Here is a 25,668-nt window from a genome sequence, read left to right on the forward strand (position 1 = left end):
GCCATTCATGAGGCTAATGGCATGATTGACATATGCGTGTAAATGAGCTTTCTGAAGATGAAATAATTGCCAAGCTAGTCAAAGTGTTGCCACAAGCAAGAAATATTGTGGTGCCCAGTGGCGATGATTGTGCAGTGCTCGATTTTCCACACAAAACAGCGATTTCGGTTGATCTCCTCAATGAAAATGTACATTTTAGGACTGATTGGTCTACCGGCTATGACGTCGGCTACCGGGCAGCTACACAAAATCTAGCCGATTCGGTTGCTATGGGCGCAATACCGCGAACTTTGGCTGTAGGGATTGCTTTTCCGGCAGATACTGAAATGGAATGGCTGCTCGATTTCGCACGAGGTATGCGCGATGCCTGCGAACCGCTTGAGGTAGGCGTTGATGGAGGCGATCTTGTGCGTGGGGAGTATATCTCCATTTCGGTTACGGTACTCGGTGATGTGGAGACGCCGATCTTGAGATCTGGTGCTCGACCAGGTGATTTACTGATCCACGCTGGGGTGATCGGGCGTGGTATGGCTGGAATGGCTCTACTTGAAGCCGGCTACAACCGAGAGAATGTAGAGCCTGATTTATCGGCATTAATTGATGACTTCTTGCGCCCAAAACCGCCACTCGAAATCGCGTTAAATGCCGCAAAAACCGGATGTTTGACGGCAATGATGGACGTATCCGATGGACTAATCAAAGATACGCATCGCATTGCGCGGCGCTCTCGCGTATGGATAGACATCGACGAAAAAGCTTTGCGTAACTACCTCGGCCCGCTTGGTAAAGCTGCAGGAAGACTGGCGGCAGACCGTCGTCTGTGGCTATGTGAAGGCGGGGAAGACCACGGATTCATTGCAACGATGAAAGCGAACGCTCCAGTTCCAGATGGATTCACTGTGATCGGGCAGGTAAAAGCTCCTGATATGAACGGGCGGGTGAGCGTCGGTGGAGCTGAATACGCAGCCGCCGGCGGTTGGGATCATTTTCACAATTAGGTGAAAGAGGCCAACTATGTGCAAAACGCAGCAAAGTGCCCCTTAGCGAGTGCAGTACTAGCTAAGGGGCACAAAATTGAGTAAAACTCAGTTGGTGAATCTCTCCTCGAGACAGTGCACTTTATTGTGAATCGTTTTGGCTGCCAATCTGCAGTGGTGCGGGATCGGGCAGCTTGGAAACTGAATTCACGATGAAATAAGAGACCACCAGGAGTATGAGGTAGGGAATTCCAGCCGTCCAGACCACCGGAAGCATCGTGCGTAACGCGATGAAAATCGCAGCACATGCCACTATCACCACGATATTAATCACAGGAGCTCCCAATAGACGGGCAGGCGGGCGAGGAAGTCCGTGCTCGTCCCAGTGTTTGCGGAACTTAAGATGGGTGAGCATCACCATCACCCACGTGACGAGAATTCCAACCGTTGCTGCACCGTAGAGACTCATGAATGCACTATTGGGGCTGAAAATCGCGAGTGCGGATGCGATGAAGAAACACAGCGTAGCGATGGCAACTGCACCTCGTGGTGCCCCCTGCTCGGTAGTGCGCGCAGCAAAACGGGGAGCCATGCCGTCAAGTGCCAAGGAGTGGATCATGCGAGAGCCGGTGTAGAGACATCCATTAGCGGCCGAGAGAGCTGCGACGATGAGAATAGCGTTCATCACGTGCCCCGCGCTGGCAAATCCCGCCGAATCAAGCACCTTGACGAAAGGCGAGGAATCAGCTTGGCCAGATTCAGCAACGGTAGTGGTCCACGGTTGAAGTGCCACAATCACCGCAATTGCAAAGATGTAGAAAATGAGCAGACGCCAGATCATCGTAGACGCAGCACGTGGAATATCGCGTTCAGGATTCTCGCTTTCAGCTGCAGAAACGGACACGTTCTCTACGCCACCGAAGCTGAATACTGCCATACAGGACGCGAGAAGAATTCCGGTGATGCCATGAGGTGCGAAACCGCCGTCGCCAGCAGTGAGATTCACGAATCCGAGCGGTTCATTTTGACTTGGCCAGCCCGTAAAAACTACAGCAAGCCCAAGAATAATAAAGACGATAATCGCCGTGACCTTTATCATAGAGAACCAGTACTCAGACGAGCCGTAGAGGCGAACTGTGGCTAGGTTGAGGGCGACGATGAAGAGCGAACAAAGTACGGTGCCGAGTCCAAGGTTGAGATTCGGAAACCAGTACTGGAAATAAGTTGCTGCGGCCGTCACTTCAGCACCCACTGCGGTGAGCATTGTGATCGCAAAATTCCAACGAGTGACGTAGCCTCCGAGTTTGCCGAGATGCGTTGCCGCAATAGCGCCGTGTCCGCCCGGTACAGGGTGGGCACTAACCATTTCTGCCAAAGCCCAGACCACTGAAAGTGCCAAACAACCAGCTAAAGCATAAGATATGATCGTGGCTGGTCCGGCGTGGGCGATGGTTGAGCCAGCACCGAGAAATAGACCAGTTCCAAGTGCTCCAGATAGTGCGATCATAGAAATTTGGGCGCTAGTTAGCCTACGTTCGAGCTGTGTATGCTCCTGTGCTTGTGTTTGCGAGTGCATGGTAGTCCTTTGACCTGCCGTGAAATCTTATTTTGCGTGTTATTAGTGTATTACGAGCGTCAAATGTCGAGATTCTTATCTTGCTTTTTGGGACGAGGTGCGCAAATGCTGCAGTTGGGAGGTCATTTTTGGAGAGGAAAAGTGGCGTTTTAGGCGGCGCACCGGAACGGGCCGGCGGCAAGACCCCAACAAGACCCCAACAAGACCCCAACATGCCCGCCGACATGCCGACCCTCCGACGCACTTTTGGGGCAGTTTTGCACACATCTGCACATATATCGAGATCTTGCAAAATCCACACCAAATTTCGACGGTCAGGCGCACTGGAACGCCACGCCCACCTCAGACACACCAACACCAGCAGCGGTAAAACAAAAAGCCCCGCCGTTAGGCGGGGCTTTTAGCGTTTATTTGCAATCAGATATTGCGGGTTACCTTACCAGCCTTAAGGCAGGAGGTGCACACATTCAGACGCTTAGGAGCACCCTTAACGAGTGCGCGAACACGCTGAATGTTCGGGTTCCAGCGACGGCTGGTACGCACGTGGGAGTGCGAGACGCTCTTGCCGAAGCCCGGGCCCTTGCCGCAGACGTCACATACAGAGGCCACGGTTTTCTCCTTCGTTCGTTTTATCGGACGCGATCGTCGTCCGGTACCAAAATGGCAACTGAAAAATACTATCGCACAACGCCGGGAATCACCAAGCGGGAAAACCAGTGGCATTGGGCACGTTCGTATCCGACGGATTGCCGATCAGTCACGAATCACCAAAGTCTCTTCGCTACAGGTATCCTTGAAGTGTGAAAGAAAAGGATGTGAGTGAATACGATTCCCCGGCGCTGCAGTCCGAGGAACAGGGCATTCTTTCCGCACCACTCGAACGCTATCTAGGTAGTCGATCAGCAAAAGCCCTTGCGAAACTCGAATTACACACGGTCGGCGATCTCATTTTCCACATCCCATTTCGGCTCGCAAAACGTGGCGAACTGATGCCAATTCAAGCTGTGAATGAGGGGGATTCGGTCACCGTCGTCGCGCGGGTACTAGAGGCAAATATTCGCCCGATGAATAATCGCCGCGGATTTATACTCACCGTGCAGATCGGGGAGGGTCTGCACGAACTTGAGCTCACATTCTTTGCCAAACACGAGCGTCCGCTCAAATTCCATACCATGAAGTTAGAGCCGGGTGTGCTCGCCATATTCTCGGGCACTGTCTCTTCTTACCGTGGTACTTTGCAGCTCACTCACCCCGAATATGAGTTGATAGACGAGTACGCCGAAGTCGACGCCGAAGAGCTTGCGCGGCCGATTCCTATCTACCACGCTGCACAAAAAGTGCCTTCATGGCAGATCGCGCGAGCTGTGGAGATCGTCTTGCCACAATTGAACGAGGACGTTCTCCCAGACCCGCTTCCGCCAGCATGGCGCAAAGAGCACGATCTACCCTCACGTCTGGAAGCGATACGATTGCTTCACCAGCCAGCAAACGAAGAAAATTGGCGCGCAGCCGAGCGCAGAATGAAGTATGAAGAAGCTGCGCTGCTCCAGATCGTGTTAGCGCGGCGTGCACATCGGGCGCGAGCTGTTCCCGCGCCTGCGTGCAAACGTCGTCGTGACGGCGTATTGGCCGCCTTTGACGCTTCGCTACCGTTCGAGCTCACGGCAGGGCAACGCAACGTTGGTGAGGAAATTGCGCACGACTTGGAATCTGACGTGCCCATGCGTCGTCTGCTACAAGGAGACGTAGGAGCAGGTAAAACCGCGGTTGCAGTGCGGGCAATTTTGCAAGCAATCGACGCGGGCAAGCAAGCCGTTTTACTCGCACCCACCGAAGTTTTAGCTCAGCAACATCTGAACTCCGTCAAGAAACTGATGGGAGAGCTTGCCGACGGCGGTTTGCTCGGTGCTCCTGAGCAGGCGATTTGCGTGGAGCTACTCACCGGTTCGATGAGTGCGAAAGATAAACGCAGTGCACTGTTGCGCATCGCATCTGGTCAGGCGCAATTTATTATCGGCACGCATGCGCTCATTCAAGACCACGTGCAAATACCGTTTTTGGGCTTGCTCATTGTTGATGAACAGCATCGATTTGGCGTAGATCAGCGCGATAAGCTGGCGAAAGGTGCGCATATGTTGGTGATGACTGCAACTCCAATCCCGCGCACAGTTGCCATGACGTCTTTCGGCGATTTGAACGTTTCCACCCTCGATGAACTTCCACGCGGGCGCGCAGCAATATCCACTGCGCTCGTTCCGGCTTGGAAAGAGACCTGGATCGAGAGAATTTGGGAGCGGGCCAGGGAAGAGATCGACGACGGCGGCCAGGTTTACGTCGTCTGCCCGCGTATTTCTGCAACGGAAGCGGAAGACGACGGCGTGCGCAGCGGCGTCGTCGGCAATGAATCGATGCAAGCCTTTGCTCCCTTTGAAGCGGACCCAAACCGCGAACTCGCATCGGTAGAAACTACGCTGAGCGACTTGCGTGTGAATCCGCGCTTAAACGGCGTTAAAATCGCAGCTCTACATGGGCGAATGCCTGGTGCGGAAAAAGAGCGCATTATGGCTGATTTTGCGAATGGGCAGGTGCAGGTGCTCATTTCGACGACAATCATTGAGGTGGGCGTGGATAACCCCAACGCTTCGCTGATGGTGATTATGGACGCCGATCGCTTTGGGCTTTCACAGTTGCACCAGTTGCGTGGGCGAATTGGACGCGGTACTAGGCCGAGTTTGTGTTTGGCTGTTCACGCTGCTCCTGAGGGTACGGTCGCGCATGCTCGTTTGGAGGCGTTCTCCGGCACAACGAACGGTTTTGAGCTGGCGCGCACTGACGTTGAACTACGTTCTGAAGGTGATGTGCTTGGCTCACAGCAATCGGGTCAGCGCAGCTCTTTGCGTTTTTTGAGCGTGATAAAGGACGAAACTATTATCGCTCAAGCCAAAGAATTTGCCGTTGAGCTGGTCGCTCACGATCCTGATTTAACTACGAATGCCCAGCTGGCACGTGAAGTAAACGAACTTGAGGGCAGTTCTGAGACTTCCTACTTAGAGAAAGGCTGACGATGACGCGCATTGTTTCGGGTATAGCAGGCGGGCGGAATCTTCGTGTGCCTAAAAGTGGTACTCGGCCCACGTCGGAGCGAGTGCGTGAGGCCTTGTTTTCGCGCCTTGACCACTTCGGATACATCCGCGATTGCGTCGTGCTCGACTTGTATGCGGGATCGGGTGCGTTAGGGCTTGAAGCGCTCTCGCGTGGTGCGAAACGCGTGGTTTGCGTGGAAGCGGCCAGCGCGGCGTCGAAAGTGATTGTAGAAAATGCGCGATTGACCGGGCTTAACGTAGAGGTGCAGAACCAAAAAGCAGAGACGTACCTCGCGAGCCAAGGCCTACCAACTTTTGATTTGATCCTTATTGATCCGCCGTATGCGCTCTCGGAGGACGATCTTGCGCTGGTCTTGGGGCTGGCGGTGATGCATCTTGCCGAGGACGGCATGCTCGTGGTTGAGCGCGATAAGAAATCTCCTGAACCGCAGTGGCCAGCAGGTTATCACTTGGATGATGATCGCAAATGGGGCGACACCAGAGTGTGGAGTGCGATTCGTTCCGAGATAGGGCATAACATAGAAATATGACTATAGCTGTTTGCCCTGGATCGTACGATCCCATCACGTTCGGTCACGTTGACGTGGTTCGGCGCGCCCGTGGGATGTTTGACGAGGTTATTGTGGCTGTTGCGCGCAATGCTCAGAAGAAATATTTTTTTTCCGACGACGAACGCTTGCGTTTAGCTCAAGGCGCGGTTTGCGATATTGATGGGGTTAGTGTTGAATTTGTGGACGGCCTCATCGCTGATTTTGCAGCTGATCGGGGTGCGGCGGCGATAGTGAAAGGGCTGCGTGGTGCAGCTGACTACGATGCTGAACAGGCGATGTCGTTGCTCAATCGGCATTTGTCTGGGATCGAAACGATTTTTATTATGGGAGATCCGGCTTTGGGACATGTGGCTTCGTCGTTTGTCAAAGATATTGCCTCGCACGGTGGGCCGATTGAGGATCTTGTTCCTCATAATGTTGCTTTAGCACTCAAAAAGAAAGTGGAATCACAATGACCTCACACAATATTGATGAAACGGGAGCATCACTGCTAGAGATTTTAGAAGAAATCACTGGTTTAGTGGAGAATGCGAAGGCCATGCCACTTTCGGCATCAGTGCTGGTGAATCGAAGCGAGATTCTCGATTTGCTCAACACTGCTCGCGATATTGTGCCATCGCAGATTGTGGCAGCTGATTCGGTGCTTCAAGACGCGGCTGCGGTTTCGGATGAAGCACGTGAGCGGGCTGAGGAGATTGTTGATCAAGCTAACCAAGAAGCAGATCAGATTTTGGCTGAGGCGCGCGAGCAAGCATCGCGTCTGGTTTCGCAGGATTCGATTACGATTGCGGCAAAATCGCAGTCTGCCCGTATTCTTGACGAAGCCAAATCTAAGGCTGATCGCGTCAAGCGTGGCGCAGACGAGTACTCCGACGCTGCTTTGGAACATCTAGCTCAGGAATTGGTAAGCATTCAAAATGAGCTTGATACGATTCAGCATCAGATTGCCGCCGGACGTGGCCTCATTGCTGATCGACGAGACGACGACGTTGCCAGCGAAGCCTACGACGAGCACGAAGATTTACAAGACTAACAGGCACAATACGATTATTTAGAGAGGGGCGCTACCGTGGATCTACGATCTCCTTTTGTGGTGTCGATATTGGATTTACCTCGTCAAGAGGGATCCATTCGGCATTATGACTACGTGTTTGAAACTCCGCAAGATTTTGGTATTGAGCTTATGGAAGTAATTCCGGGCAGTGAATTGAGGGCTGATCTGTCTTTTCAGTCTGTTCAAGAGGGTGTGCTCGTGCAGGGAAGCGTTGATGCGCAGCTGCAAGGACGCTGTTCTCGCTGCCTTATTGATTTGCACGATAACGTCCACGAGTCTGTTGCTGAACTGGTGTTTTATCCTGAAAGTGCAAAGGCTTTGGAAGAAGAAGGCGATGAGGAAGCGAACGATCTTCCGCTCATTGAGGACGATCACATCGATCTAGAACCGATCTTGCGTGATGCTCTGGTGCTCAGCATGCCTTTCACTCCGCTGTGCGAGCCGGACTGTGATGGATTATGCCAAGAGTGCGGCGAGCGTTGGAGCGATTTACCTGATGATCATGCCCATGAATTCCTCGATCCGCGTTTTGACGGCCTTGCTGCTTTGGCTGCTGAACTCGAAGTAAAAGAGAACAATGCATAAAAAAGATCGTATTCCACTGCTTGAAAAATGGGGCGTCAGCATTGATCCACAGTTGTTGGAGCTGGCTTTAACGCACCGATCCTGGGCTTTTGAACACGAGTCTTTACACAATGAGCGACTCGAGTTTCTCGGTGATTCCGTTCTCGGTTTTTTCGCAGCTGATCGCATCTTTCAGGACTTTGACGATTCCACTGAGGGCGATATGTCGAAGATTAAATCTGCAGCGGTTTCGGAGCGCGCATTGGCTGAAGTTGCGCGGGAACTGGGAGTAGGCGATTACATTCGGCTTGGAATTGGAGAAGAACGCAGTGGTGGGCGCAATAAGGACTCGATTCTCTCTGACACGGTCGAGGCGCTTATCGCAGCTACGTATCTTGATCACGGCATTGATGTGACGCGCGAGATTGTAGAACGCCATATTAATCCCAAGATTGCCGACGCAACGAAGATGGGACCTGCGCTAGATTGGCGCACCGCCGTCGAAGAAAAAGCACGTGCTCTGGGAATTCGTGAGGAAATCTCGTATCGCATTGAGGGACGCGGCCCTGATCACGCTCGTGAATACACGGCATTTGTGTATTTTGGTGAGGATCTGTGGGGAAGTGGGGAAGCGACGTCGCAAAAAAATGCGAAGCTCGCTGCCTGCCAAAACGCCTACTTCGTACTCGATGGCGGAGAACCGCTAGGCCATGCCTGAATTGCCCGAAGTTGAGACGATTCGCCGCGGTCTTGAACCGCATGTTCTTGGCAAACAAATTATTCGTGTCGACACTTTTGGCGAGCGAGTTATTCGTCATTCACCGCAGGGTCTAGCTCATCTGGCAGGGCACAGTGTGGTGGCGGTTGTGCGTCGTGGAAAATTTCTATGGTTCGATTTTGGCCAGCAGTGCCTGGTGGCGCATTTGGGGATGTCAGGGCAGTTCCGCATCGGTGGCGGAGAGTTCAAACACCAGCGTGCTGCGTTTTATTTCGACGACGGTACGCAGCTCGATTTTGTTGATCAGCGCACGTTTGGGTATCTGCGAGCAGATGTTTTCGTTCCGACTCCCGATGGTTATGGCGGCGGTTGTGGGAGTGATCGAGCGCTTATTCCTGCTTCGGCTGCTCATATTGGACGTGATTTACTCGATCCGCACTGCGATTTTGCCGATTTAGTTGCTCGTGCTCAACAGCGACGTGTTGCGATAAAATCTTTGCTTCTCGATCAGAGTTTCGCATCTGGGGTGGGCAATATTTATGCTGATGAAGCACTATTTATGGCTCAAGTACATGGTGCGGTTCTCGCGAGCGACCTGCCGGCGGGGAAGATTTTGGAGGTGTTGAAAGCAAGCGCTCAGGTTATGGCACGTGCGGTAGAAGTGGGTGGTACCTCTTTTGACTCTCTTTATGTAAATGTGAATGGATCCTCGGGGTATTTTTCCCGATCGCTGAATGTTTATGGTCGAGATGGGCATGCTTGCCCAAGGTGTGGCAAAATTTTAATCAGAGAAAAGTTTATGGGAAGATCATCGTATTCTTGCCCAAAGTGTCAATCTCGACTGTAGTTAGGAAAACTTGTGACTGAAGAAAATGGCGTAGTCAATGTGATGATTATTGACGATCACGAAGTCGTGCGTCGCGGCATTGCTGAAGTGGTTGATCGTGCAGAAGGATTGAAAGTTATCGCTGAAGCAGGAACGGTAGCTGAAGCTGTGCGTCGTGCTGAGTTGATGAATCCTGAGGTTGCACTTGTTGATCTTCGTCTCCCAGATGGCACGGGCATCGATATTATCGAGCAGCTCAGCGAGCGTTCTCCCAGCACCCGTTGCATCGTGCTCACCTCTTTTGACGACGACGACGCGCTGTCAGAATCTTTGGAAGCAGGAGCAAAAGCCTACCTGCTCAAATCAGTGCGCGGTGCGGAAATTACTGAAGTAATTCGAGCTGTTGCGAATGGGCGAGTTCTCCTCGACGAGCGCACTGTGACGCGACGCCGTGCCGATCACGACGACCCAACTGCTGAATTGACTCCATCTGAGCGTAAAGTACTCGATCTCATCGGGGATGGTCTATCGAACCGTGAGATTGGCGAGAAACTCGGTGTAGCAGAAAAGACGGTGAAGAATCACATCACGTCGCTGCTCGCTAAGATGGGCATGCAACGCCGCACCCAGGTAGCTGCTTGGGTGGCAGGGCAGCGGGCAGCCGGCTGGCGCAATCAGGCGAATTGATATTGTACTAATGCAGTTGCGGGCATGCTCACCGAGGCGTGCAAGGCCACTGATATAAAAACTGAACGTAGTGGGTTTGGTGCGGTAGGTTTTTACCTACCGCACCAAACCCACTTTATAACCAACTTATTGCGTAAGCTGCAATGCTATAAACCGGCTCATCGCAAGGACGCTTGCCAACACATCTTGAGCTTGCCAGTTTGCGGATCAGGTCCGATTTCAAAATCTCCGTGATGACGCCGTGCTCGAGCGGCCAAATTGGAAAGACCAGAGCGCCGCGAGAGGGACGGTGCTAGCCCTACGCCGTCGTCGATCACACTAACTTGGATAGTATCAGCAGTGACGCTCACTTCAACCGATACAGATGAAGCATGGGCATGGCGTGCCACGTTACTTAAGCCTTCACGCACAACGGCCACGACGTCGTCGGAAACATCCGAACCTACTGCATTATCGATGCGAGTGACGTCAAAATCTTCACCAATAGTTTCTCCATGCCAAGTGATGAGCAAAGAGGGAGCAAAACCGAGCGATTGTAAAGCGACGGACGTCTCGTGTTGGAGACGATCCACGAGCGCTGCCGGCGAAGAATCATCGCGCAAAGATTGCACAATCTTTCGAATCTGCGACACCGACTCATCAATCGCCCAAATAGCATTATCGAGCGCTTGGGAAATTTCGGGCGAATCAACTTTTTCGCCAAGATCTTCTTTCACCGCAGTGATATGCATACCTGAAGCGAAGAGCTGCTGAATAGCAAGATCATGCAGATCGCGCGAAATACGCGCACGCTCATCAAGCTCAGCAGCTAGCTCTTTCGAATGACGAGCATCGGCCAGCTCAAGAGCAATCGCAGCCTGTTTCGCCACATTCTCGGCCATCGACAAATCATGCAGATCAAACTCGCTTTGCCCCGGTTTGCGCAACAAAATAATGACGCCAAGACCAATTCCTTTTGAAACCAAGGGGGCGTACAGAGCGGCTCCAAAACGGCGCAGTTGCTCAACTCGCACCACCGAAAGCCTTTGCATGGAGTCAATAACCACTCCCGCCTGCTCACGTATCACTGTTTGTGCACGTCCTGAGCGTGGGAAGTTTACACCGAGGAAATCGGAAGCTCCCTCACCAGCCACGATCTCACACACCCAAGTATCTTGAATGGAGGGCAAGATCATTAAGGCGTTGTCTGCCTTAGCAGCAATACGCATTTGCTCAGCAATAACTTGAAGAGCTTCTTCCTCATCTGAGCCCTCGAGCAGCGAAGAAACGATATTTTGCGACGAAGTGAGCCATCGGGCGCGATTTTGAGACTCGGCATAAAGGCGCGAATTCTTCACCGCAATAGCCGCAGCCTGCGCAAATAATTCCATGTTTTTTCCGTCTTCATCAGTGAATCCGGATTCTTTGTCGGCCAAATAGAGCCGGCCCCAAATCTGTTCATTAACCGGCACGATCACGCCGAGGAAGTTGCGCATGTGCGGATGACCATGCGGATAACCAGAAAGATGCATGTACTCGGCGAGATCATCAATTTTGAGATAGCCATGTGCCGGAATATCGGCAAACAAGCCGTGACCGCGCGGAGGCTGACCAATCGTGCCCACCAACCGATCCGGAAGCCCACATTGGAAAAATTCAACGGTTTCACCATGCGAATCGAGCACGCCCAAGGCTGAGTAACGCGCGCCTGTTAGCTCACATGCCGTGTCTACGAAGTACTGCAAAGCTGAGCGTCGATCCAATTTTCCGGTGAGCTCAAGCGCTTTCAGTAACACATCTGATATTGAACAATACGTCATGAGTGTTTTACTCCTCTTCCTGCTCAACAGCCCAACGATACGTGTCGATGGTGTTGAGTAATTCTTCGTGGGTGCCACGGGCGATAATCTGTGCAGGTGAATCACCTAAAAGAATGACTTCATCAGCCTCGCTCAGAGCACTGAGCCGATGTGTTACCAAAATGATGCCAGTGTTGCTTTCGGTTTTGCTCGTCTTGAGCAAATCGCGGATTAACGCGTCGGCGGTCTGCGAATCGAGGTGCTCACCGGGCTCGTCGAGAAGCAAGAATTGTGCTCCGGAAGCGAACGCACGCGCCAGAAGCAGCCGGCGTCGTTCCCCACCAGAGATCGTTTGCGCATCTGTGCCGACGACGGTGTGTACGCCCTCAGGTAGCTCGCCTAGCCACTGTGCAAGACCTGCGCGTTCGAGCAAAGCTATCGCCTGTGTTTCGTCTACATCCGCTCGGGCAACTCGAATATTTTCTAGCACCGACGTTTCGAAAATATGCGCATCTTCAGCAGTGAAAATGAGATGTCGCGAAATCTCGTCTCGCGGTATTGCGTGAATCTCGCGTCCGTCTAAGGTGACGCTTCCATCGCGGGGAGTGAGCATTCCTGCCAGTGTATAGAGCACGGTGGATTTGCCAATACCTGACGTTCCCACGATCGCGATACTTTTTCCAGGGTGAAGCTCTAGCGAAACCGGACCAGCGATATTGGGTCCCTTTGGCCAGCCGACCGTGAGATTTTCGGCTATGAGCTGGGGGATGTTAGCTGGAGGCGGCTCTGTGCCACGGGCATCGGCGCTTTCTTGAGGCTTTGGTCGCGCTTGATGCATCGGCTGTGCGTGAGGCTTTGGTTGTGCGCTCGCGTCTTGGCCAGCGAAATCCTGCGCAGCGGCGAGTGAATCCGCATGCAGCTTGGTAGTAGCCGATGCAGCTTGTTGAATTTGTGTGTGGCTCAGCAGCTCCATCACGCGCAAGGCTGCTCTACTTGAACGCACGAGTTGAATTCCGGCGTCGGAAAGTTTTTGAGTGGCTTCAAATGCTGCAAGCGGGGTGAGCGTACACACCACGAGGTTAATCGTCGAAAGCGTGCCCTGGTGAACCTGCACACTGCCGATGATAAGCGCGCTCACGATGGATACTCCCATAGCGATTATGCCAACGATTCCAGCTAAGGCCTGCGGTTTTGCCGATATATCGCGACTCCTTTGGATGTCTTGCTCAATCTCCTGCTGTGCGCGCTGCGCATCGCTGAGTTTTCCAGAAACACGCAGTTCAGCTGCCGATTCAAGCATCGTCAGCGCAGAAGCATTGAGGCGAGCCCGGTTGTGAATCTGATCTATCTCGGCTTGCCGAGCGCCATACATGGAAAGCAACGGGCCGATAACGCCGTCGGCAATAAGCATGAGAGCAAGAATCAAACCGATCAGCGGCGACAACGCTGCCACAATCGCAACTGAAATAATACCCGTTAAAAGCGCAACAGCTGCTGGAAGTAAAGATTTAACCACCACGTTTCCCAATTCGTCGACGTCGGTGCCAGTGCGAGCGAGCAGGTCGCCACGGCGAATTGAGGTCACGACGTCGGTCGGGGAGTCAGCGAGTTGCGCATAGACCTCCGTGCGGATTCGCGCCATTCCATTGAGGGCGATCCAATGCGAAGAGATGCGCTCAACATAGCGAAATATTGCTTTGCCGACGCCAAATGCTCGCACGCCGGTTGCTGCAACCGAGAGATCGAGCACCGGGGGCAGTTGTGCTGCTCGCGCAATCAACCAGGCAGATACCGCGCCGAGTCCGATTCCTGAGCCGACTGCTCCAGTGCCGAAGAGGGTCGAGAGGGCAAAACGTTTTTTGCTGATATTGAGGAGTTTAAGAGCTTGGCGGAGAGCTTGGCGTTCATCTTTGGTAATAATGCTGTTGCTCGTGAATATTCGTTTCATCGGTTTTGCCCTTCCCCTTCCCAAGCTTGCGGCAGTGCGTAATCGACTTTTTGCACTGCATGGGAGTGAACTGATGCATCACGGTGTTCTTGGAGTGCCAATGCAAGCGCCTCATCGATATTTCGGTTGCCGGAGCGAACCTTGATCACTGTATCGGCAATCTTGGTGAGAACAGCGCGGTGTGCGATTACTAGTACCGTTTTTCCCTGCTCTTTCATGTGCTGAATGGCGGTTCGCACGTATTCTTCACTCACTGCATCAAGGTGAGCAGATGGTTCATCGAGAATCACGAGCGGAGCTTCGTGCAGCAAGGCCCGCGTGAGTGCCAGACGTTGGCGTTGTCCCACAGATAGTCCCACGCCGCCTTGCCCGATCACTGTATTCCATCCGTCGCGAAGAGAGCGGACGACGTCGATAAATCCAGTTTGTTGAGCGGCGGTTTCGAGGGTTTGGGAGTCAGTTTCTAAGCTGAGGCCGAGATTTTCAAGTATCGTACCTGGTACGAGGACGGGGCGTTGTGGCACCCAGACGATTTGCTCCCACAGTGAGGACCGCTCAATAACGCTCAAAGGTGTTGAACCGATCGTTATCTCGCCTTCATCAGGGCAGATCAATCCTAGTAGAGCGTGTACTGCAGTAGTTTTTCCTGCTCCAGAGGATCCGCGTAAAACTGTGATTGTGCCAGGCACGATTGAAGCATTGAGCTGGGCAGGGGCGACGGTGGCGCGGCCGGGGGCGTAGATGCTCAGCCCATTGAAAGTAATGTTGTTATGTGCCAGATCCGGGCATCGAACTGTGTATGAATGCGCTGGTAATTTCTCTTCGAGAATACTAAAAGCTTGTTCGGCGGCGGCGATGCCATCGGCTGAAGCGTGAAATTGTGTGCCAACTTCACGCAGTGGTTTGAATACTTCAGGGGTGAGCATGATGACCACCAGGCCAGTTGAGAGCAGCACGTTTCCGCCCACCATACGAAAGCCGATCTCAACTGCGACGATTGCCGTAGACAGCGTGGCCAGGAATTCAAGTGCTGCGCCCGAGAGAAATGCTACGTAAAGCGTCTGCATAGTTTTTTCGGCGAATGCATTGCCGAGTAGTTTTACTCGTTGATAAGGACCTTTTTCTCTGCCTAATGCTTTGAGTGTGGAGAGCCCGGCGAGGAGATCGAGTAGCTGGGTGCCGAGTTTTTGCATTGATTGCAGGCGTTGGCTCGAATACTTTGAGGTGAGCTTGCCTATGAGGATCATGAAGATTGGAATGAGTGGGATGCACAATACGATGGCTATTGCCGAGAGCCAGTCGAGATAAAAGATGATTGCGATAAGTGCCGGAATGGTTGTGCCACACAGGAAGAGCTGGGGGAGGAAAGATACGAAATAGGCTTCGAGATCGTCTAAACCGCGGGTAACTAGCGTGACGACGCGAGTGGTATTTCCTGCTGATAGCCAGCGAATTCCGAGTTCTCCGCTGTGATCGAGCACCGCAGTTCGCAAGGCGGAGATTACACGGATTGCGGATCGGTGACCATAGGCTTTCTGTAGGTAATCAAGGCTCGCGCGAGCTGCGAAAATAATCCCGATCCACGCAATGGAGAAAGCTGTGTCTTTGATAGTGCCCGTGCCATAAAAAATAGGACTCAGCGCTGCTGCGAGCAAAATAGTTTGTGCTGCAATGAAGAGAGTTTGCAGGAAACCGATAAACACGAGAAAGAAAATGTAACTTCTCGTCTCTTTCGCATATTTTATTAGCCGCGGGTCGAAGGGCCTCACAGTCTCTCCTCTTGTAGATATAGGCATCCTATACCAATGGTAATTCACAATTGTGGGGAGCAGCCTACTGAGGCTGCTCCCCACAATATGAGTTGGGTGAACTCAATCAGATATGCGCATTTTTAGGCGTGCGCATTTTCGAATTGGCGAATCTTCTTGAGGTCAAGACCAGCGTTCTCGTCTGGGATATTGTCGACTGACATCCGCTGGGAGAACTTCAGATAAGACCACACCGTGTAGCTGAGCACAATCGGCACAAAGACTACTGCGGCAATGAGCATAACCGTATGAGTTGGAGCAGTAGCAGATGCCTGCACCAAGGTGAGGTTATAAGCCGCGTTGATCGAGGACTTGAGTGCATTTGCTCCGAAAGTGGAGAAAATGTACACAACTGCCATCGCAAGTGCTCCAAAGTGCAAGAAGAAAGCCAATTTCTCGTTCCCTTTCAAGGTGACGAGTGCCGAGGCGATCAACAGTACGGCAGCGAGTGCGAGTGGAATGAGCGAGAACATCGGGGAGACCGAGTACGCGAAGTTACCCCAAAGCGCCCAAACTGCGGTGATACCCGTAGACACGAGTGACGACTTCTTTGCGAAGTCAAGCGCCCGCTGGCGGTAGTCTCCGCGCGTCTTGAGTGCAAGCCAAAGCGCTCCATGGGTGAGGTACAGAGCCACAAGCATCACTCCACCAAGAATGGTGAATGGAGTGAGCAAGGAGAAGAAACCATCTGTCAAGAAGTGCTTCGCTCCCGATGAGAGAGCAGAATCAATGCCATTAGGATCAGCTGGCACGAAAGTGCCGGCCTTGTAGTGGCCAATTTGAATTGCCATGCCCTGCACGAGATTAGCGAAAGCCACGCCCCACAGGAACGTTACGAGCCATGCTGATCCACTGTGAAGGTTATCCCAGACGTTGCGCCACTTAGCTGAGTTGACCTTGCCGCGCCACTCAATCGCCGAGATACGAACGATGAGGAGCACAAGCACAAGCACGAGCGCCATGTACATTCCGGAGAACATCGTGGCATACCATTCAGGGAATGCTGCAAAAGTAGCACCGCCAGCAGTGAGCAGGAATACTTCATTTCCGTCCCAGTGCGGACCGATCGTGTTGAGAGTGAGTCGGCGTTCTTTATCGTTCTTCGGGAGAACCTTGAGAAGCATGCCGGTGCCGAAGCCGAATCCCTCCAAAGTCACATAGCCGATCCATAGAACGATGATGAGGATAAACCAGATAAGTTGCAAGAATGAAAGTTCCATCGTCTTTTCCTATCCTCAGTAAACGAAGCTCAACTTAGCATGCGGATCAGAAGCATCAATCACATCGGTGTTGATCACCTTGTGAGTATTGATGCCTTCGACCGCATAGCGCTTGACCAGGATGAACCACACCACGCCCAGTGCAGCGTAGAGCAAGGTGAAGATCACCATTGAGAGCAGTACTTCGATTGGGAGTACGTTTTGTGACACGCCAAAGTCAGTGAGCTGACGAATCATTTGCGACGGCGCCGTGTTCGGCTGAGCCTCAAAGTTCGGGTAAACAACCCAAGGCTGACGACCCATTTCGGTGAGGATCCAACCAAATGTTGAAGCCAAGAATGGGAATGGTATCGTCCAGACGAAGAGTTTTGCCAAGCCAGAAGAAGTGGTGAGCTTATCCTTGCGGGTAATCCACAGTCCGAGGATTGACAGTGCTGCCGAAGCAAAGCCGAGTCCCATCATGATACGGAACGAATAGAAAGCTACAAAAGGATTGGGCATATAGTTCTGATCTGCAGAATAAGTGCCGTCACTGGAGAAGAACTTTTGATACTTCTCGTTGATCTCTTTTGCACCAATGAGCTTGGATTCTGGTCCAGAGAAATGGTTGGTCACCATAAAGGATTCAAGGCCAGGAATCGGAACTTCAATGACTGAACCTTCTTTTAGTTCAGTGCTTGTCATGAGGAGTCCGAGCTTAGCTGATTCGGTAGATTCAGAAATGCCCATGGCGGCGATCATCTTCGTAGGCTGTGCTTGATAGATGTGCTGACCCATGAAGTGACCAGTTGAAATGACCAAAATGCTGGCAATAAGCATGGTGACGAAACCGAAACGAGCTGCAGGCTTCCAGTACTCATTAGCTTCAGTAACATTTCCAGCCTTGGCAGTGCGAACGAGCCACCACATCGATACGCCCGCAATGAGCGAACCTGCAACGAGTAGTGATGCTGTGATTGTGTGCGCAAAGGCGTAAAGCGAAGTAGGTGAGAAGATTACTTCAATGAAGCCTTTAGCTCCGTCGAGTTCTGCACGACCCGTTTCTGGGTTGTACACAGCTCCAACTGGATTTTGCATAAATGAGTTTGCGGCCAGGATAAACATAGCCGAGAGGTTGGTTCCAATGGCGAAGAGCCAGATGGATAGCGTATGTGCTTTTGGACTGATGCGACCGCGGCCGAAAATCCATACGCCGAGGAAGGTTGACTCGAGGAAGAATGCGAGCAGAGCTTCAAAAGCTAGTGGAGCACCGAAGATGTCTCCCACGTAGCGCGAGTACTCCGACCAGTTCATTCCGAACTGGAATTCTTGAACGATACCGGTAGCAACACCGAGTGCAAAGTTGATGAGCAGAATTTTTCCAAAGAACTCGGAGAGTTTGAGCCACTTAGTGTCTCCGCTCTTGAGCCATTTGGTCTGCATGATAGCGACGAGTGGAGAGAGTCCGATCGTCAACGGTACCAAAATAAAGTGATATACCGTTGTGATACCGAACTGCCACCGTGCGAGGTCGAGGGCTTCCACCTTGTTAACCTTTCGTGCGACCTAAACTGACAGACGATTTGTAACTGTTCGTGCTCTGTGAGCTGTGCAGCTTCCGAAAATCAGAGGCTGCACATACAGCAAAGGGTACTCGCAGTTGCAATGAGTAGCTCACACCGGATTGTCGTCTCAGGATATCCGTCTGCGTCAAGTTGTGGAGTACCGCAACTTCACGCGAACCAACACCCGTGGTGAAGATAATAAGGTGTAGCTAACCTTTCTTTAATCATGGCCTAAAGTCATGGCTTATTTCTACTTTTTATAGCCGTTTCTCTAGGTCTTACGCCTTATTATTCCATTAAACCCACGGGTTTTGGCGGATTTTAACGAACAACGTGTCGCGAAGTTATTTCGTGAGGAATAAATGCCGTATTTGAGAATAGCAAATTTCTATTAACGGTGCGGCCTAACAGGATCTCGCGCAAGAATATTATTCCTATCGGACCTGCTACTCGTGTGACTGTTCCGGGTGTTCATATGACTGTTCATTCCACCTTATTGAAATAACTGTGTAGAATGAATGTGGAGACGAATCATGCATCGATTCGTTAAGCCCTTAGTTTCCTGTGCGCCGCATGAGCGTTGCTGCCGGACTAAGGTCGATCATAGATTTCCGCAACTTGCGGGTTGCGGCCTACATAATTGCAGCGTGTTGATGAAGATGCACATCTTGCGGCTGCCATAGGAGAATGTTCATGGCTGAGGAAAACGAAGCTCGAGAACTGGAAGATAACGCTTCAACGGAAAAGAAGCCTGCACAAAAGAAGACGACGACGCGCACTCGCTCAACGCGAACGACGTTGGCCAAAAAAACTTCCGCTAATGCGCCTAAGTCGCGTCCTAAGAAACCGACGCCTGAAGAAGCAGCAGAATCAGTTGCTGAATCCCTAGCTGAGCTCGCATATGCGAAAGCTCATGATGCTGATACGTCCGACGTTGAACACACGGATTTGGGTATCGTTTTACCCGCTCGTAAGCGAAAAAATACTGCAAGAGCCACTGCGAAAAAGGCAGAGTCTAAACCAAAATCTGCAGTGGAAAAAGCCGATACAAGCTCAACCACCAACGAAGCTCAAGGCAACACCCGGGGGCAGAAAAAGACCGCTCCATTAGTCGTGACTTTCTCTTCTGGTGAAGAAGTTGAGCTGCCGGCGCGCGTTGAACCAGTAGCTCCAATGACGACGCTTCTGTTCCAAGAACCAGACGTTACACGAGCTGTTCAGGCACGTCGAAGCCGGCGTAAAAAAGCTGATGAACAGCAAGATGAAGTCGCTCAAGACGCTCTTGCTCCATCGGCAGATGAACCACAGACGCCAGCACCAGAAGGTGCGCGTAAGTCTCGACGTGGAAGCCGTGGTGGCCGCTCTAGTGAGGACATAAATGTCACGCCCGCTGAGGAGGTCACTTCCGAGGAGCAAACAGTTGAACCTGTTAAACGAACTCGTCAGCGCAAGCGCACCGCATCGGCTGACAAAGCGAAAACTGAGGCTCCCAACAAAGCCGGGGATGAGTCCTTGAACGAGAGTTCAGTAGCGGTGACGGAATCTGGTGCGACGGTGCGACGTCGTCGTCGACGTTCTTCGGCTGAAGTCTCGGACGAAGTAACTGCGCCGCACGGCTCAACGCGATTGGAAGCGAAACGTCAGCGCCGCAAGGAGGGACGCGAAGCTGGACGCCGTCGTCAGTCCATTTCTGAATCAGAGTTTCTTGCTCGCCGTGAGTCTGTAAATCGGGAAATGCTCGTACGCGAGCAAAACGGACTCAATCAAATTGCTGTTATTGAAGACGGCGTTTTGGTGGAGCATTACGTCGCACGCCACACGCAAAGCTCGATGGTGGGCAATGTGTACTTGGGGCGTGTGCAAAACGTGCTTCCGTCGATGGAAGCGGCTTTCGTCGATATTGGTAAAGGCAGAAACGCTGTTCTATATGCTGGCGAAGTCAATTGGGAAGCCGCCGGAATGGACGGAATGCCACGCCGCATTGAAGATGCGTTGAAGTCTGGCGATACGGTATTGGTGCAGGTAACCAAGGATCCGATTGGTCACAAAGGCGCACGTTTGACAGCGCAGATCACTTTAGCAGGACGCCATTTGGTGCTCGTGCCGCAGGGGGCTATGACGGGTATTTCGCGTAAACTCCCTGAAAAAGAGCGCATGCGTTTGAAGAAGATTCTCAAGGAAGTAGTGCCACCGGAGCATGGAGTGATTGTGCGCACTGCTGCGGAGGGAGCTAGCGACGAGCAACTGCGCAACGATGTGGAGCGCTTGAGCAAGACGTGGGAGGACATTCAAGCCAAGGCAAAGAGCACTAAGAATGCTCCGTCTTTGCTCAAGGGTGAGCCTGAACTTGCAGTGCGCGTTATTCGAGATGTGTTCAACGAGGACTTCAACGCTTTGAAAGTTGAGGGCGACAACACGTGGAATACGATCTACGAATACGTGCATGAGCTCTCGCCAGAATTGGAAGACCGCCTCGTGCATTGGGAAGAAAAGCAAGATATTTTCTCGGTTTTCCGAGTAGATGAACAGCTTGCGAAAGCTTTTGATCGGAAAGTTTTCCTGCCCTCAGGTGGATCGCTTGTTATTGATCGAACTGAGGCGATGACGGTCATTGACGTCAACACTGGTAAGTTCACAGGTTCTGGTGGAACTCTCGAAGAGACTGTGACACGTAATAACCTTGAAGCTGCTGAAGAAATCGTGCGTCAGCTGCGCTTGCGGGATATCGGTGGAATTATCGTTATCGATTTCATCGACATGGTTCTTGAAGTGAACCGTGATCTGGTCTTGCGCCGCCTTATTGAATGTCTGGGGCGTGATCGTACCCGCCATCAGGTAGCCGAAGTTACCTCACTTGGGCTTGTGCAGATGACTCGTAAACGAGTCGGGCAAGGGCTTGTGGAGGCGTTCTCTACCACCTGCCAGGTTTGCGAAGGGCGTGGGTATATCACACACGATAACCCGGTTGAAAAGGGCGATGGCGCAGATAGTGAACCCGAGGTTCGCAAAGCACCTCATAAGAAGGCCAAAACCGAAGCTGTGCCTGATCCAAAGCAAGCTGAAGTAAAAGCGGCTTTGGCCTCGATCGCTGCTGCCGCTGCGCACAAACATGAAGACGACGGTAACCGCCCTGGCGGTGCAGGCGAGACTGAGCGCAGTTCTGACGGCATCACAAGTGTGCCTGCGTCAGATTCGTCCGCTGAGAAAGCCTCAGGTGGAAAGCGTAAACAGCGCGAGACTAAGTCCAAAGAGCGCACCCGGAAAACGCAGGGTGCGTCTCGTCGCGCTGGATCAGCTAGTGCAGAGGTGAATGGAACAGGGCAGACGTCGTCGGCACAAGATGCGCCAGCTCCAGCGTCCGATAACGCTCCAGGTGTACTTGCGGCACCTGCGGCGACTGTACCACCCGTGGCGACGTCGTCGGCACAGGAGACGGGTGCAACTGAGGAAAAGCGAGGAAACGGGCGTCGGAAGAAGCCGGTAGTGACCAAGGAAACTTCGACGGTTTCGAGCGACAAACCTGCTGCTCGAACGCGTAGGAGGGTCACGTCGTCGGGGATCATTACGCCCAGCACGTCGCCAACATCGGCAATAATGAGCTTCCCAGTTTCCAAAAAAGACTAATTTTGATTAAACTGGGCTAGTTAAAACATTGGCTTGGTAACTTTGCCAGGAGTGCAAGTTTGATAATGTGGCGATTATCGCCCTTTCTGAGCTTGTTCTCTATGGTGAAGCTAAGTAAGCTGGTGTGTCGGCGCGTTGTTTCGTGCCAATAAATTTTCAAGTGCATTCCACTAGTGAATGCAGCCGTATCGACAGAGATGAGCAGAACGTGGTTTACGCGATTGTGAAGGCAGGCGGCCGCCAGGAGAAGGTGTCCGTCGGATCTATCGTCGTTGTGGACAAGATGGCAGGCGAAGCTGGCGACAAGGTCGAGCTAGAGCCGATCATGCTCGTCGACGGTGACAAGGTCACCACTGCCGCCGATGGTATTTCCGCTAAGGTTACCGCTGAAATTGTTCGCGATGAGAAGGGTCCAAAGATCACCATCATCAAGTACAAGAACAAGACTGGTTACCGCAAGCGCCAGGGTCATCGCCAGAAGCTGACCCGTCTTAAGATCACCGGCATTAAGTGATCTGGGTCCTTCGGGATCATCCGTTCAACGAGCTTAAAGTAAGAGAGCAGGTCAGGAAACATGGCACATAAGAAGGGCGCCAGCTCCTCGAATAACGGTCGCGACTCTAATGCCCAGCGACTCGGTGTGAAGCGTTTTGGCGGTCAATTCGTCAACGCTGGTGAGATCATCGTGCGTCAGCGCGGTACCCACTTCCACCCGGGTGCCAATGTTGGCCGCGGCAAGGATGACACCCTTTTCGCGCTCGCAGAGGGAACCGTGGAATTCGGTGTTCGTCGTGATCGCAAGGTTGTTAACGTCGTTTTGGCTGATGCCTGAGCGATTGAATTGACCGGAAACGGTCGATTAAAACTCTAGGGGTGGAGGGCAGTGCTCTCCGCCCCTTGTTTTATATTTAAGGATTGAAGAATGGCAAGCTTTGTAGATCGCGTAACGCTCCACCTCGAAGCAGGAAAAGGCGGCAACGGTTGCGCTTCGGTGCACCGAGAAAAATTTAAGCCGCTCGGTGGTCCTGATGGCGCCAATGGTGGGCACGGTGGCGATATTATCCTGCGCGTTGACGGTCAAGAGACGACGCTGCTCCATCTTCATCACAGCCCACATTTGAAAGCAGAAAATGGTGCTCCTGGTGCAGGAGATATGCGCCATGGCAAGCGCGGTGAAAATCTCTACGTGAGCGTTCCAGATGGCACGGTGGTCAAAGATCGTGACGGCAATATTCTGGCTGATCTGGTCGGCATTGGTGCTGAATATATCGTCGCTGAGGGTGGCCAGGGCGGTCTGGGCAATGCAGCGCTCGCTTCGCCAAAGCGCAAAGCCCCCGGATTTGCCCTGCTTGGCGAAGAGGGCGACATTCTCGACGTCGTGCTCGAACTGAAATCCGTAGCTGATGTGGCGCTTGTTGGTTTCCCATCGGCGGGAAAGTCCTCGCTGATCGCGGCAATGAGTTCTGCTCGCCCTAAGATTGCCGACTATCCTTTCACTACGCTCGTTCCGAATCTCGGCGTGGTTGAAGCCGGAGATTTGCGTTTCACCATTGCCGATGTACCTGGTCTGATTCCTGGTGCTTCGGAGGGGAAAGGTTTAGGTCTCGAATTTTTGCGTCATATTGAACGTTGTGCGACGATTGTGCACGTGCTTGATTGTGCCACTTTAGAGCCGGGCCGCGATCCGATCTCTGATCTGGATACGATTGAAGCTGAACTTGCGGCGTATTCACAGCAGATTCCACCGATTGAGGGTCGAATCCCGCTCATGGAGCGCCCACGAGTTATTGTGCTCAACAAAGTGGATGTGCCGGAGGCGCGTGAGCTTGCAGATTTTGTCAAAGATGAGCTCAAAGCGCGTAAACTTCCTGTTTTTGAGATTTCAGCGGTTTCACACGAAGGACTGCGAGAGCTCGGATTTGGTTTAGCCACTATTATCAAGGCAGTTCGTGAGCGTGAAAACGAGGCTATGCAGCGCGAAGAACGCCCGATTATTCGTCCTGTTTCTGGTCAAGAATCTTCTGGATTCACCATTACTAAGCGTCACAAGGACGGGCAAGATTTCTATCAGATTCGTGGCGTGAAACCTGAACGCTGGGTGCATCAGACCGATTTTTCAAACGACGAAGCGGTGGGTTACCTTGCTGATCGTCTCAATATGCTGGGAATTGAAAAGCAGCTCACGGCAGCCGGAGCGCGTGCAGGGGATATGGTCGTGATCGGCTCTGAGACTGATGGAATGATTTTCGATTGGGAGCCGATGATGTCTGCTGGTGCAGAGTTACTCGGACCGCGTGGCACGGATCTGCGTTTGGCGGAGAATCAGCGTGCAACGCGTAAAGAGCGTAAAGCTGCTTATCACGAGATGATGGATGCGAAAGAGGCTGCTCGTCAAGAGCTGTGGATGGAACGCGAAGCAGGGCACTGGACTGATCCGAATTCAGACGACGAATAAGTCCCGGTCATTCTTGCGATTGCGGGATTTGCCGGGCGGTGGAACCGCGGAGTCAGCGATATTGAGCTGGCGTAGTTGAGATAGAGAAAGATTATGAAGCCGCTATTGTCCAATCGGAAGCTGCTCGGTGCCGCTTCCCGGATTGTTATTAAAGTTGGTTCTTCTTCTTTGACGGCACCGGATGGTTCGCTCGATGAGACTCGGCTCGCTGAGCTGGTGGACGTCGTCGCTCTTGCGCGTGCGCGCGGGCAGGAAGTGCTGTTGGTATCGTCTGGTGCGGTTGCAGCGGGTATCAAGCCGCTCGGGTTCAATTCGCGGCCGAAAAATGTGCGCGATCAGCAAGCTGCGGCGATGGTAGGGCAGTCGCGGTTGATGCACGCCTATGCGACCAAGTTTGCTAGTTATGGGATCACGATTGGCCAGGTACTTTTGACTCCGGACGACGTGATTGACCGTCGTCATTATGCTAATGCGCAAGGCTCTTTGAAACGGTTATTGCATCATGGCGTTGTGCCGATTGTGAATGAAAACGACGCGGTAGTCTCCGACGATCTGCGCTTTGGCGATAATGATCGGCTCGCTGCGTTGGTAGCTCATTTGGTAGATGCGACGGCGTTGGTACTGTGTACCGATGTGGAGGGGCTGTTTTCAGGCCCACCGAATCTGCCTGACTCGGTGCTCATCAGCGAAGTTTTGAGTATGGCTCAGCTCGAGAATTTGCGTATTACAGGCAAGGGGTCCGACGTTGGTACTGGTGGAATGCGTACGAAAGTTGCTGCGGCAGATATTGCAACAGCCGGTGGGATCGGAACATTGCTGGTTTCCACTGATTCTTTGCGGCGCGCATTAGAGGGCGAGCAGGTTGGAACGTGGTTCGTGCCACGAGGGCGCCGGACGAGCGCGCGGTCGCTTTGGATGAAATATTCGGCGCGTATTAGTGGCACTTTGATTGTCGACGACGGCGCTGCGCACGCCTTGCGTAGTGGCGGCGCGTCGTTATTGGCAGTTGGTATTAAGGCAGTTCGCGGATCTTTTGCTGCTGGAGATATGGTTGAAGTCTGTGAAAGCACTGGTCAACGTATTGCGGTAGGTATGGTTGCTTTTTCGAACGGTGAGGTTGAGGAGTTTGCAGGCCTTGTTGACGGTGTACAGCGAGGGCGGGCACCGCGTCCAATAATTCATGTCGACGATCTGGTTTGCTAGAATCATATTAAATTGGGCGCTATTTCTAGTG

The 25,668-nt window shown here is 52.5% G+C and carries 21 protein-coding genes; 14 read left to right on the top strand and 7 right to left on the bottom strand.

Features of this window, described 5'->3' with window-relative positions; all coding sequences use genetic code 11:
- The first annotated feature begins 32 nt into the window (after positions 1-32).
- Positions 33-998, top strand: a complete 966-nt coding sequence (gene thiL / locus JOD55_RS05260) for a thiamine-phosphate kinase (RefSeq protein ID WP_204399017.1) — start codon at positions 33-35, stop codon at positions 996-998.
- A gap of 121 nt (positions 999-1,119) precedes the next feature.
- Here the strand turns inward: thiL and JOD55_RS05265 are convergent, their stop codons facing one another.
- Both JOD55_RS05265 and rpmB read right to left on the bottom strand, forming a co-directional pair.
- Positions 1,120-2,553, bottom strand: a complete 1,434-nt coding sequence (locus JOD55_RS05265; RefSeq protein ID WP_239538968.1) for an amino acid permease — start codon at positions 2,551-2,553, stop codon at positions 1,120-1,122.
- Between the two features lie 417 nt (positions 2,554-2,970).
- The gene (gene rpmB / locus JOD55_RS05270; protein WP_084707328.1) at positions 2,971-3,162 is read right to left on the bottom strand and encodes a 50S ribosomal protein L28; all 192 of its coding nucleotides are present in this window, start codon (positions 3,160-3,162) and stop codon (positions 2,971-2,973) included.
- A 191-nt stretch (positions 3,163-3,353) separates the two neighbouring features.
- On the opposite strand from rpmB, the gene JOD55_RS05275 reads away from it, so the two are divergent.
- The 8 genes from JOD55_RS05275 to JOD55_RS05310 are packed head-to-tail and all read left to right on the top strand — an operon-like array spanning position 3,354 to position 10,057.
- Positions 3,354-5,615, top strand: a complete 2,262-nt coding sequence (locus JOD55_RS05275; protein ID WP_204399018.1) for a DEAD/DEAH box helicase — start codon at positions 3,354-3,356, stop codon at positions 5,613-5,615.
- 2 nt (positions 5,616-5,617) lie between these two features.
- The gene (gene rsmD, locus JOD55_RS05280) at positions 5,618-6,187 is read left to right on the top strand and encodes a 16S rRNA (guanine(966)-N(2))-methyltransferase RsmD (RefSeq protein WP_204399019.1); all 570 of its coding nucleotides are present in this window, start codon (positions 5,618-5,620) and stop codon (positions 6,185-6,187) included.
- A complete protein-coding gene (gene coaD / locus JOD55_RS05285) occupies positions 6,184-6,663 on the top strand; it encodes a pantetheine-phosphate adenylyltransferase (RefSeq protein WP_204399020.1) in 480 nt (159 codons plus the stop codon). The genes rsmD and coaD overlap by 4 nt, the downstream gene beginning before the upstream one ends.
- The gene (locus JOD55_RS05290) at positions 6,660-7,241 is read left to right on the top strand and encodes a hypothetical protein (RefSeq protein WP_204399021.1); all 582 of its coding nucleotides are present in this window, start codon (positions 6,660-6,662) and stop codon (positions 7,239-7,241) included. Before coaD ends, JOD55_RS05290 begins: the two co-directional genes overlap by 4 nt.
- Positions 7,242-7,277: 36 nt before the next feature.
- Positions 7,278-7,847: a YceD family protein gene (locus tag JOD55_RS05295; protein ID WP_204399022.1), complete on the top strand. Its 570-nt coding sequence runs from the start codon at positions 7,278-7,280 to the stop codon at positions 7,845-7,847.
- Positions 7,840-8,544, top strand: coding sequence for a ribonuclease III (gene rnc / locus JOD55_RS05300; RefSeq protein WP_204399023.1), 705 nt, complete (start codon positions 7,840-7,842; stop codon positions 8,542-8,544). Before JOD55_RS05295 ends, rnc begins: the two co-directional genes overlap by 8 nt.
- A complete protein-coding gene (mutM, locus tag JOD55_RS05305) occupies positions 8,537-9,391 on the top strand; it encodes a bifunctional DNA-formamidopyrimidine glycosylase/DNA-(apurinic or apyrimidinic site) lyase (RefSeq protein ID WP_204399024.1) in 855 nt (284 codons plus the stop codon). Before rnc ends, mutM begins: the two co-directional genes overlap by 8 nt.
- Positions 9,392-9,433: 42 nt before the next feature.
- On the top strand, positions 9,434-10,057 hold the full coding sequence (locus tag JOD55_RS05310) for a response regulator (protein WP_131281047.1): 624 nt from the start codon (positions 9,434-9,436) through the stop codon (positions 10,055-10,057).
- A 158-nt stretch (positions 10,058-10,215) separates the two neighbouring features.
- Here the strand turns inward: JOD55_RS05310 and JOD55_RS05315 are convergent, their stop codons facing one another.
- From JOD55_RS05315 to JOD55_RS05335, 5 genes are all read right to left on the bottom strand, one after another.
- Entirely contained in the window at positions 10,216-11,856 is a 1,641-nt protein-coding gene (locus JOD55_RS05315) for a GAF domain-containing sensor histidine kinase (RefSeq protein ID WP_204399025.1), read from the bottom strand.
- A gap of 7 nt (positions 11,857-11,863) precedes the next feature.
- Complete coding sequence (gene cydC / locus JOD55_RS05320; protein WP_204399026.1) at positions 11,864-13,783, bottom strand: thiol reductant ABC exporter subunit CydC; 1,920 nt, start codon at positions 13,781-13,783, stop codon at positions 11,864-11,866.
- Complete coding sequence (gene cydD / locus JOD55_RS05325; protein WP_204399027.1) at positions 13,780-15,552, bottom strand: thiol reductant ABC exporter subunit CydD; 1,773 nt, start codon at positions 15,550-15,552, stop codon at positions 13,780-13,782. Before cydD ends, cydC begins: the two co-directional genes overlap by 4 nt.
- 122 nt (positions 15,553-15,674) lie before the next feature.
- A complete protein-coding gene (cydB, locus tag JOD55_RS05330; RefSeq protein ID WP_204399028.1) occupies positions 15,675-16,811 on the bottom strand; it encodes a cytochrome d ubiquinol oxidase subunit II in 1,137 nt (378 codons plus the stop codon).
- A 15-nt stretch (positions 16,812-16,826) separates the two neighbouring features.
- The gene (locus tag JOD55_RS05335) at positions 16,827-18,335 is read right to left on the bottom strand and encodes a cytochrome ubiquinol oxidase subunit I (RefSeq protein WP_204399029.1); all 1,509 of its coding nucleotides are present in this window, start codon (positions 18,333-18,335) and stop codon (positions 16,827-16,829) included.
- Positions 18,336-19,048: 713 nt separating this feature from the next.
- On the opposite strand from JOD55_RS05335, the gene JOD55_RS05340 reads away from it, so the two are divergent.
- From JOD55_RS05340 to proB, 5 genes are all read left to right on the top strand, one after another.
- A complete protein-coding gene (locus JOD55_RS05340; RefSeq protein ID WP_204399030.1) occupies positions 19,049-21,979 on the top strand; it encodes an Rne/Rng family ribonuclease in 2,931 nt (976 codons plus the stop codon).
- A gap of 208 nt (positions 21,980-22,187) precedes the next feature.
- On the top strand, positions 22,188-22,493 hold the full coding sequence (rplU, locus tag JOD55_RS05345) for a 50S ribosomal protein L21 (protein WP_131281045.1): 306 nt from the start codon (positions 22,188-22,190) through the stop codon (positions 22,491-22,493).
- Between the two features lie 60 nt (positions 22,494-22,553).
- Positions 22,554-22,811, top strand: coding sequence for a 50S ribosomal protein L27 (rpmA, locus tag JOD55_RS05350; RefSeq protein WP_204399031.1), 258 nt, complete (start codon positions 22,554-22,556; stop codon positions 22,809-22,811).
- Between the two features lie 90 nt (positions 22,812-22,901).
- Positions 22,902-24,434, top strand: coding sequence for a GTPase ObgE (gene obgE, locus JOD55_RS05355; protein WP_204399032.1), 1,533 nt, complete (start codon positions 22,902-22,904; stop codon positions 24,432-24,434).
- Positions 24,435-24,527: 93 nt separating this feature from the next.
- Positions 24,528-25,637, top strand: coding sequence for a glutamate 5-kinase (gene proB / locus JOD55_RS05360; RefSeq protein WP_204399033.1), 1,110 nt, complete (start codon positions 24,528-24,530; stop codon positions 25,635-25,637).
- Positions 25,638-25,668: the final 31 nt, after the last annotated feature.

The organism is Arcanobacterium pluranimalium (assembly GCF_016907845.1).
Classification (GTDB): domain Bacteria; phylum Actinomycetota; class Actinomycetes; order Actinomycetales; family Actinomycetaceae; genus Arcanobacterium_A; species Arcanobacterium_A pluranimalium.

Excerpts from the sequence above, each read along its gene's own strand:
- rnc (WP_204399023.1), top strand. The coding sequence starts at position 7,840 with ATGCATAAAAAAGATCGTATTCCACTGCTTGAAAAATGGGGCGTCAGC.
- JOD55_RS05315 (WP_204399025.1), bottom strand. The coding sequence starts at position 11,856 with ATGACGTATTGTTCAATATCAGATGTGTTACTGAAAGCGCTTGAGCTC.
- JOD55_RS05265 (WP_239538968.1), bottom strand. The coding sequence starts at position 2,553 with ATGCACTCGCAAACACAAGCACAGGAGCATACACAGCTCGAACGTAGG.
- obgE (WP_204399032.1), top strand. The coding sequence starts at position 22,902 with ATGGCAAGCTTTGTAGATCGCGTAACGCTCCACCTCGAAGCAGGAAAA.
- rsmD (WP_204399019.1), top strand. The coding sequence starts at position 5,618 with ATGACGCGCATTGTTTCGGGTATAGCAGGCGGGCGGAATCTTCGTGTG.
- thiL (WP_204399017.1), top strand. The coding sequence starts at position 33 with ATGCGTGTAAATGAGCTTTCTGAAGATGAAATAATTGCCAAGCTAGTC.
- proB (WP_204399033.1), top strand. The coding sequence starts at position 24,528 with ATGAAGCCGCTATTGTCCAATCGGAAGCTGCTCGGTGCCGCTTCCCGG.
- JOD55_RS05340 (WP_204399030.1), top strand. The coding sequence starts at position 19,049 with ATGGCTGAGGAAAACGAAGCTCGAGAACTGGAAGATAACGCTTCAACG.
- coaD (WP_204399020.1), top strand. The coding sequence starts at position 6,184 with ATGACTATAGCTGTTTGCCCTGGATCGTACGATCCCATCACGTTCGGT.
- rpmA (WP_204399031.1), top strand. The coding sequence starts at position 22,554 with ATGGCACATAAGAAGGGCGCCAGCTCCTCGAATAACGGTCGCGACTCT.
- JOD55_RS05290 (WP_204399021.1), top strand. The coding sequence starts at position 6,660 with ATGACCTCACACAATATTGATGAAACGGGAGCATCACTGCTAGAGATT.
- cydC (WP_204399026.1), bottom strand. The coding sequence starts at position 13,783 with ATGAAACGAATATTCACGAGCAACAGCATTATTACCAAAGATGAACGC.
- JOD55_RS05310 (WP_131281047.1), top strand. The coding sequence starts at position 9,434 with ATGATTATTGACGATCACGAAGTCGTGCGTCGCGGCATTGCTGAAGTG.
- cydB (WP_204399028.1), bottom strand. The coding sequence starts at position 16,811 with ATGGAACTTTCATTCTTGCAACTTATCTGGTTTATCCTCATCATCGTT.
- mutM (WP_204399024.1), top strand. The coding sequence starts at position 8,537 with ATGCCTGAATTGCCCGAAGTTGAGACGATTCGCCGCGGTCTTGAACCG.